At 57.7% G+C, this 8,246-nt stretch carries 9 protein-coding genes; 8 read left to right on the top strand and 1 reads right to left on the bottom strand.

The window, feature by feature from the left end; genetic code table 11:
• Positions 1-2 precede the first annotated feature (2 nt).
• The 5 genes from scpB (at position 3) to VGP75_RS12155 (ending at position 3,179) form a co-directional block, all read left to right on the top strand.
• The gene (scpB, locus tag VGP75_RS12175) at positions 3-503 is read left to right on the top strand and encodes an SMC-Scp complex subunit ScpB (protein ID WP_327543924.1); all 501 of its coding nucleotides are present in this window, start codon (positions 3-5) and stop codon (positions 501-503) included.
• Between the two features lie 210 nt (positions 504-713).
• Positions 714-950 (top strand): hypothetical protein, encoded by a 237-nt coding sequence (locus VGP75_RS12170; protein WP_327543923.1) that lies wholly within the window; start codon positions 714-716, stop codon positions 948-950.
• The gene (locus VGP75_RS12165; protein ID WP_327543922.1) at positions 944-2,467 is read left to right on the top strand and encodes a relaxase family protein; all 1,524 of its coding nucleotides are present in this window, start codon (positions 944-946) and stop codon (positions 2,465-2,467) included. The genes VGP75_RS12170 and VGP75_RS12165 overlap by 7 nt, the downstream gene beginning before the upstream one ends.
• A gap of 51 nt (positions 2,468-2,518) precedes the next feature.
• Positions 2,519-2,848, top strand: coding sequence for a type II toxin-antitoxin system RelE/ParE family toxin (locus tag VGP75_RS12160; RefSeq protein ID WP_327543921.1), 330 nt, complete (start codon positions 2,519-2,521; stop codon positions 2,846-2,848).
• A gap of 1 nt (position 2,849) precedes the next feature.
• A complete protein-coding gene (locus tag VGP75_RS12155; protein ID WP_327543920.1) occupies positions 2,850-3,179 on the top strand; it encodes a helix-turn-helix domain-containing transcriptional regulator in 330 nt (109 codons plus the stop codon).
• Positions 3,180-3,887: 708 nt separating this feature from the next.
• Here VGP75_RS12155 and VGP75_RS12150 read toward each other — a convergent pair.
• Positions 3,888-4,532: a TetR/AcrR family transcriptional regulator gene (locus VGP75_RS12150; RefSeq protein ID WP_327543919.1), complete on the bottom strand. Its 645-nt coding sequence runs from the start codon at positions 4,530-4,532 to the stop codon at positions 3,888-3,890.
• Positions 4,533-4,663: 131 nt separating this feature from the next.
• Here VGP75_RS12150 and VGP75_RS12145 point away from each other — a divergent pair, with 131 nt between their 5' ends.
• From VGP75_RS12145 to VGP75_RS12135, 3 genes are all read left to right on the top strand, one after another.
• A complete protein-coding gene (locus VGP75_RS12145) occupies positions 4,664-5,497 on the top strand; it encodes an FAD binding domain-containing protein (RefSeq protein ID WP_327543918.1) in 834 nt (277 codons plus the stop codon).
• On the top strand, positions 5,494-5,994 hold the full coding sequence (locus tag VGP75_RS12140) for a (2Fe-2S)-binding protein (RefSeq protein WP_327543917.1): 501 nt from the start codon (positions 5,494-5,496) through the stop codon (positions 5,992-5,994). The genes VGP75_RS12145 and VGP75_RS12140 overlap by 4 nt, the downstream gene beginning before the upstream one ends.
• Positions 5,991-8,246, top strand: a 2,256-nt coding sequence (locus tag VGP75_RS12135) for a xanthine dehydrogenase family protein molybdopterin-binding subunit (RefSeq protein WP_327543916.1), incomplete at its 3' end; no start/stop codon positions are given. The genes VGP75_RS12140 and VGP75_RS12135, both read left to right, overlap by 4 nt.

Raw genomic sequence — 8,246 nt, 5'->3', positions numbered from 1 at the left:
CGGTGCTGTTTGCCTCCGCCGCGCCGGTGCCGCGCGAGGACTTGGCCCGCGCGGTGGGGCAGGGGGTCTCGGTCGACCTGCTGGTCGAGGACCTTGCCGCCGATCTGGAAGGACGGGCTTTTGAAGTTGCGCAGGTCGCTGGCGGCTGGATGTTCCGGACGCGGGCCACCTACGCGCCCGCGATCTGCGCCGCGGCGGATGTCGAGGATCAGCTACTCGACCTGAATGAATTCGACGTCGCGGTCCTGGCCGCCATCGCCTATCACCAGCCTATCACGCGCGACGGGCTCAAGGACATCTTCGGCAAGGAGATCAGCCGTGACCTGATCGGTCGCCTGCATGCGCGCGCCCTGATCGGGACCGGGCCACGATCGCCGCGCCGAGGTGCGCCTTATACCTTTGTGACGACCGAGCAGTTCCTTGTCGCGTTTGATCTGGAGACTCTCGCGGATCTGCCAGAACGGGAGCAATTGGAGGACGCAGGTCTGGATGGCGGGTCATAGGAATGGTGGCGGGCTGGCAATCCCCGTATTGGCCAAACGGTGAGGCATGTCGTGGACATTTCGTGACGCTCCCGATCGTGACTTGTTGAGAGAACTCAAGTTTCGATCCTGAGCTCTCTGATTAGATCTTCCCAGAGGTCCCCATCCTGGGTCATCGCGCCTGGTTCCAGGTTTGCCAAGTCCTCGTCGATGACTGCGTTGTGGTAGTTCTTGAGCCAGCTGTATTTGCGCCGGACCGTCGCGTTGGGGCTGTCGGCGAAACCATTCTCGACCAGCGTCTTGTGCCGACCCAGAAACTCGACCCAACCTCAACCAGAGATCGCCCGCTGGCTGAACCGCGCGATGCTGGCGGGCCGCGTTGACCTCGACGCCCTCACCGTTGCCCGCCGCCTGCTGACCATCGAGCGCCAGCTTGCCCAGATCATCGAGGCCGCGCGTCGATGCTGATCAAGTTCTTCCGCAACGGCAAAGGCGTGGGCGCTGGTCCGGTCGGCTACCTCGTTGCGGACAAGGTGCTGGCCTATGACGACAACCGCGACCTGATCCGCGATGCGGACGGCCAACCGATGACCGTGACCCGTGACCCATTGCCCGAGGTTCTGCGCGGCAATCCCGAGCGCACCGAAGCCTTGATCGACGCCAGCCGCCATCAATGGACCTACCGTGCGGGCGTAATCAGCTTTTCAGCCGAGGATGCTCCCACCGAGAAACAGCAAGCCGAGGTAATGGACCACTTCGAGCGTCTGGCCTTCGCGGGGCTGGACCCGACGCAATATGAGGTGCTTTGGGTCCGACATACCCACGAAGACCGCGTCGAGCTTCACTTCTGCACACCGCGCTTGGAACTGACCTCGGGCCGCAGCCTCAACATCGCGCCGCCGGGCTATCAGGACGCTTATGACAGCCTGCGCGATGTGATGAACCAGCGTCACGGCTGGGCCGATCCGATGGAGCTTGAGCGCACCCAAGAGGTCCGCGACACCATCGAGACCCCAACCCGCGCCCAAGGCCGCGACGAGTTGCACGCGTGGATTCTGGATCAAGTCAGCGTTGGCCTAATCACTGATCGTGGCAGCTTGCTCGACGCCCTCACAGATGCGGGCTTTGACATCCCACGCGCAGGCAAAGCCTACCTAACCGCCCAAGACCCCGACACCGGCGAGCGCTGGCGGCTGAAAGGAGAGATTTTCCATGAAAACTGGCAAGCCGACCCGGCTGAGCGAGAAGCTGAACGCGGAACTGGACACGATCCGGCAGGACTACGCCGCCTCGATGGCATCCCAACTGGAGAGCTTCAGGACCGATTTGAACAGCATTGCGACCAACGCGCAGCGTACAATCGAGACCGATACCCGCACCTTTCTGCGACAGAACAAGAGCTGGCTGACGATCTCGCCCTGGCTGATCACGGGGACGTTCTTGGTGGGGATCGTCTCGATGATGGCCGCGAGCTTGCTTTGGACGCTGATGCTGGCCAGTTCGGAACTGACGGACTTGGGTCTGACGCGGATCGACAGGCAGGACGGGACCTGGCTGGTGCTGGACCCGACCAAGACACGCCTGAGGACCTGCACGCTGGGCGGCAGCTCAGTGACCTGCATCAAGATCGAGGAGGATTAGATGACGACACCCCTGACAGCCTTGGAACGCGATTTGCTCGCCTGCGTCGAGCGGTTGGTGACGGCCTGCGAGGTCTCAGCAAAGGAATTGAGCGGGTTAGAGGAACGCTCGACGAACAGGATGCAGAGCCAGATGGATGGATTGGCCGCTTGCGTGTCGGTGCTCATTCAATCGCAAACGGCGTCCGTGGCTGCGTTGCACGGCTTGTTGAACGAGGGATCGAACTACGGGAGACTGCGCACGCAACTGGAGACCAGCTTGAAGTTAGTGAAAGCCGCCGAAGAGAGGTTGAGACAGAACTAGAAGAGCGGGAGGTCGAGATGGACCGGGGGATGACGCATTGATGTGCTAAAACCAATTGACAATTGGTAACGTATATGTCACCAATGACCGCAATGAATAAGCTTGTTGTCTATGTCACCGAGGCGGGGAAAACACCGTTTGACGATTGGTTCAATGGCCTGGATACGGCGGCAGCATTGAAGGTGCGAACGGCGCTTGCACGGATCGAGACCGGAAACCTTGGCGACGTGAAGCCAGTTGGGCAGGGCGTGTCAGAGCGGCGCATCACCTTCGGCCCCGGCTACCGCGTCTATTTTGGCAAGGACGGCGATAAGCTTGTGATCCTGCTCTGTGGCGGCACGAAGAAACGCCAGTCGAAAGACATCGAGCAGGCCAAAGCATATTGGGACGACTACAAGGCCCGCAAAGAGAAAGGCGACTGACATGCCACTGACCAAAGACTTCAAAGACACGATCAAAGCCCGCGCTGAGCGCGATCCTGAGTTTCGTGGGGGCCTGTTCCGTGAAGCCATCGAAGCGATGCTCAGCGACGATTTGGAGACGGGTAAGGTGCTGTTGCGCGACTACGTAAACGCCACTGTGGGGTTCGAAGCCTTGGCCCAAGATATGGACAAGGATCCCAAGAGCCTGATGCGGATGCTTAGCGCCAAAGGCAACCCGCGAGCTGATAATCTGCTGGCGATGGTTGCCCGCTTGAAGCAGCGTGAAGGCGTGTCTTTTTCCATCACCTCAAACGACAGACTACACGCGTAATTTTTCATTCTGCCCATTTGTGCAAGATCTAGCCCCAAAATCTGCTTCGAAAGTTGAATCCTTCTTGTGAACGGGCAAGACCGGATATTCGCCGCGCTCTTCGTGAACTGACACAACGCAGGATGGAGTTGTCTGTCATCGGCCCAGTGCCAATGACCGCTGTCAGCCCCGAAGCGGACTCAATGGTCTTGGCTCGAACCTGCGACAGCTGACCTTCGCCACGCGTGTCCCGAACTGGTAAGATGCGGACAATCCGGTCTTTTAGGGGCGTCGCTATTGCTGAGGTAGAATGCCTTCGCTTCTGCAGCATGCCCGTCGCCGCGATGCAGCGCGAGTCGCCTACGCGGTCGTTTAAATCCACCACGAGACACCGAATCGAAACGCTCCCTTAACTGCTTCGTGTCCGAACCTTCGAGAGGCGGGACAAAGTTAGCTTTTCCTGTAATTGCACCTATCGCGGCCTATTGCTCTTATCGACATAACACCGAAAGCTGACCGACCGATCCTGATCTATTGGCCTCGGCGTTATGGAGACGGCGTAAATTCGGGAATCCGTCAGCGGACGCAACGCGGTAATTGACGGATTCTATGAGCGGATTTCAACGTGCGGGGCGACACAAAACCCTTTGTTGTTTAGAATGATCACGGGTCGAAAATGCGATCGTATCCTAATTGAAACGGGTGCCGAGTCCTGTGCGACTTCAGAAACTAATCTGTGGACACATCAACTTCGAATGCTTTCAGAAACCTATCGACAGCATTTTCGATGGCCTGAATTGGCTCGTCGGGACAAGGCATTCGGTATATGTGTTGCCGGATGCCAATATAGACGATGCCGCCGTGCAAGTTCCACAAGTCTTCCATTGATGGCGTAATTGCGGCCGATGACGCAGCCCCGATCTCGTCAATTAGGGGAAGCAGGATCATTTTGTGCATATGTTCCAAGTATCGTCTGTTCAGTTCGGCGCCAGCCAAACCAGAGAACATGAAAATTCGCATCCATTCGTATTCAAAGATCAGCTTGCTATAGTCCGCGTAGAACGCCAACAAACGTGATCGAAGCGGCACATCACGATCAACCAGTCGGTGCGGCCAATCGGGCGATAGCCGGTTCAGGTAGACCTGTTCATAGACTGCCTCGATCAGCGCGTCTTTGTTGGCGAAGTAATTGAAAAGAAGCGATTGTGTGATGCCGAGCCGCTTAGCAAGGTCACGTGTGTTTCCGTCAAGTCCAACCTCAGCAAAAAATACAACTGCACCATCAACGATAAGCTGGCGACGCTCATCTGGATGCAGTCGACGTCGCATATTTTTGCCCTGTGGTTCCGCATCGGATGCGGTTTTTTCATTCACTATCATGATCCGGTTTGTGGCTAGAAAAGAATCTTCTTGCAATAATATTATCTTTATAGATCATACGATCAACAAGATTGATTAGACGATCACTATCTTGAGGGATGGAATGCGTCAGGGGAGGAATGCCAGTGAAGGCATCGGTAGGCGGCTATGCGCGGGCCAAGGATTTGCGGCACGCGATTGAATTGTTATCCTCTGCCGACGGTATGGCGCGTGTACTTGCGGGCGGGCAAAGCCTTGTTCCTGCGATGAATATGCGGCTTTCGACTGGCGACCTGTTGGTCGATATTTCCCGCCTTTCCGAATTGCGCGGCGTCACTGATGATGGCGATACCATTTGTATTGGATCACTAACGCGGCATGTCGATGTCGGCCGCGATCCTTTGATTAATCAGCACGCGCCACTGCTGGCAAAAGCGGTTGAGGTGATTGCCCACGCAGCGATCCGCAACCGTGGCACGATTGGTGGTGCGATTGCCCATGCTGATCCCGCTGCAGAATTTCCGGCCTGTATCCTTGCCTTGGGTGCTGTGCTGCATGTCGAAGGGCCGGATGGAACGCGGACAATCACCGCCGAAGATTTCTTTCACGGCCTGTTCGAAACCGATCTAGAGCCCGAGGAAATCCTGACAGCGATCAGTGTTCCAAAAGCCGAGCAGGGTGAACTTCAAGTGCTGCAAGAGGTGACGCGCCGGTCGGGCGACTATGCCTTGGCTGGTGTCTGTGTCGTGCGTCGCGCGGGTGGCCACAGGGTCACGATGATCTCGGTCGGCGACCAGCCCGCATTGGCGAAAGCTGCGATGGCCAAACTTGATGCGGGCGACATCGACGGCGCTGTTGACGCATTGCGCGCCGAGATTGATCCACCCTCCGATACCAATGCCAGCGCCAGCTATCGGCGTCATATCGCAGGAGTGCTTTTGCGCCGTGCCATGGCCGAAATTTCAGGAGATGAAGCATGACCGAGATGTTCCGCGACAAGGTCGATATCAACCTGACAGTGAATGGCGAAGCTGTCGAAGCGCAAGTGCCTGTCGGGCAACATGCCGTTGATTTCCTGCGCCACGAGCTGGGGCTGACTGGAGCACATGCAAGCTGCGAACACGGGGTCTGCGGGGCCTGCACCATCCGGGTTGACGGCGATGCAGTGCGCGGGTGTCTTGTCCTTGCAGCGCAGCTTGACGGCTCCGAGGTATGGACCGTCGAAGGTCTGTCGGAAACCGATGAAATCCGCGATCTGCAAGAGGCGTTTGTTGCCCGCAACGCCCTGCAATGCGGGTTCTGCACGCCGGGTATGCTGGTATCGGCGCAAGAGTTATTATCGCAGGATGGGGTGCCTGACAGGGCCATGATCCGCGAACATATGTCGGGCAACTACTGCCGCTGCACAGGCTATGAAGCCATCGTTGATGCCGTCGAAAGCGTGGCCCAACAACGGGCCGGAAAGGCAAAACCGTGACCCTGCGACTTGGTAATCCTGACCGCCCCAATTCCTACATCGGCAAAACCGTGCCGCGCCCGAATGCACAGCGGTTGGTCGAAGGGCGCGGCAGTTATGTTGATGACATCGTTCTGCCGCGCATGGTCCATGTGGCCTTTGTCCGGTCGCCTTTCGCCCATGCGAAGATTGCGAACATCCAGACCGATGACGCGCTGGCGGTCAAAGGCGTACTGCGGGTATTCACCGGTGCCGATCTGGCCAAAGTCTGTACGCCTTGGGTCGCCGTTCTGGAACACCTGAAGGGTATGAAATCACCGCCCGAACATCCGATGGCCATTGACCGCGCTTGCTGGGTCGGTGAACCGGTTGTTGCGGTCATCGCCACATCCCGCCGAGCCGCCGAAGACGGGGTAGAGCAAGTTTCGGTCGATTACGATCAACTGCCTGTGGTCACCGATATGATGTCGGCACTGGATAAAGGCACGCCTGTTTTGCACGACGAACTGGGCGACAATCTGGCGTTCCAGCGGGTGAACGAAAAAGGCGATATCGCAGGGGCTTTTGCAAAGGCGCACAAAGTCGTTGAGGCACAGTTCTCGACCGCCCGCCACACTGGTGTGACGCTAGAGCCACGTTCAATTCTTGTGGATTGGAGTACTGCCGAAAACCAGATGACCGCCTATCACGCGACCCAAGCCCCCCATATGATGCAGTCGGTTCTGGCCAAGCATCTGGACCTGCCCGAATCCCGCGTGCGGGTGATTTGTGGCGACGTTGGCGGGTCTTATGGCATCAAGGTGCATGTCTATCCTGACGAAGTGGCCACCGCAGCCATTGCCAAGATCATGGGGCGTCCAGTCAAATTCATCGCGGATCGTTTGGAAAGCTTTACCACCGACATTCATGCCCGTGACCACAAAATCACCGCGAAAATTGCGGTGGCTGCTGACGGTAAAATCCTAGGCTTTGACGTGGATGACTGGACGGCGATTGGGGCTTATTCGGTGTATCCACGTACCTCAGCGATTGAGGGCAATCAGGTCGTCAACCTATGCGGCGGGCCGTATGATTTTGCCGACTACCGCGCGAAGACGACTGTGGTGTTCCAAAACAAAACCCCGACGTCGCAGTATCGCGCAGTCGGCCATCCGATTGCTGTAGCGATCACTGAAGGGCTGGTTGATATGGCCGCCGCTGCACTGGACATGGATCCGGTCGCGATCAGGCGGTTGAACATGTATGCAGATGATGCCTATCCCGTCACATCGCCCGCCAACATGCGTTTTGAAGGTTTATCGCACCATCAGAGCATGGATAAGCTGGTCGCGTTGATGGATTACGATGCATTGCGCGCCGATCAGGCAGCGGCCCGTGCCAAGGGTGTCCACCGCGGTATAGGCATCGCAACGTTTATCGAACTAACCAACCCGTCGCCGTTCATGTATGGCATCGGCGGGGCGCGAATTTCGGCGCAGGATGGCTGTACGGTACGGATGGACCCTGACGGGTCAATTGTGGCCATGTCGGGCGTTACCGAGCAAGGCCAGGGCACCGAGGCGATGCTAAGCCAAATCGTTGCAGAAAGCGTCGGTGTCTTGCCTACCAAAGTGCGGATTGTTACCGGCGATACCCAAGTTACACCCTACGGCGGTGGCACTTGGGCGTCGCGCGGGGCAGGTATCGGCGGTGAAGCGGCCTTGCAAGCGGGGCGTGCCTTGCGGGATTCTATCCTTGAGGTAGCGGCGGCGATGCTACAGGCCGACCAAGGTAAACTGGACATTCGTGACGGTGCGGTCGTGGACAATGACACCGGAAAAACACGGATGCCGTTGGAGGAATTGGGCCGTGTTGTATATTTCCGTGGCGATACATTGCCCAAGGATTTGCCACGCGAACTCGTGCAAACGCGGCATTACATCACGTCGGAATACCCCTTTGCTTTCACTAACGGCGTGCAAGCCAGCTATGTCGAGGTGGATACAGACACCGGCATGGTCAAACTGCTGAAGCATTGGTGCGTGGAGGATTGCGGCCGCATCATCAACCCTCAACTTGTCGACGAGCAAATTCGCGGCGGCATTGTCCAAGGCCTTGGCGGCGCACTGTTCGAAGAAATCCATTATGACGACGACGGTCAGCTTTTGAACGGATCCATGGCCGATTACCTTGTCCCGATGGCCGCTGAAATGCCCGACATGATCCTTGGCCATGTGGAGACCCCGACGAAAGAAAGTACGCTTGGCGCAAAAGGTGCGGGCGAGGCAGGCACC

This window comes from Yoonia sp. (assembly GCF_036007805.1).
Taxonomy (GTDB): domain Bacteria; phylum Pseudomonadota; class Alphaproteobacteria; order Rhodobacterales; family Rhodobacteraceae; genus Yoonia.
This window is presented reverse-complemented; position numbering and strand designations above follow the sequence as displayed.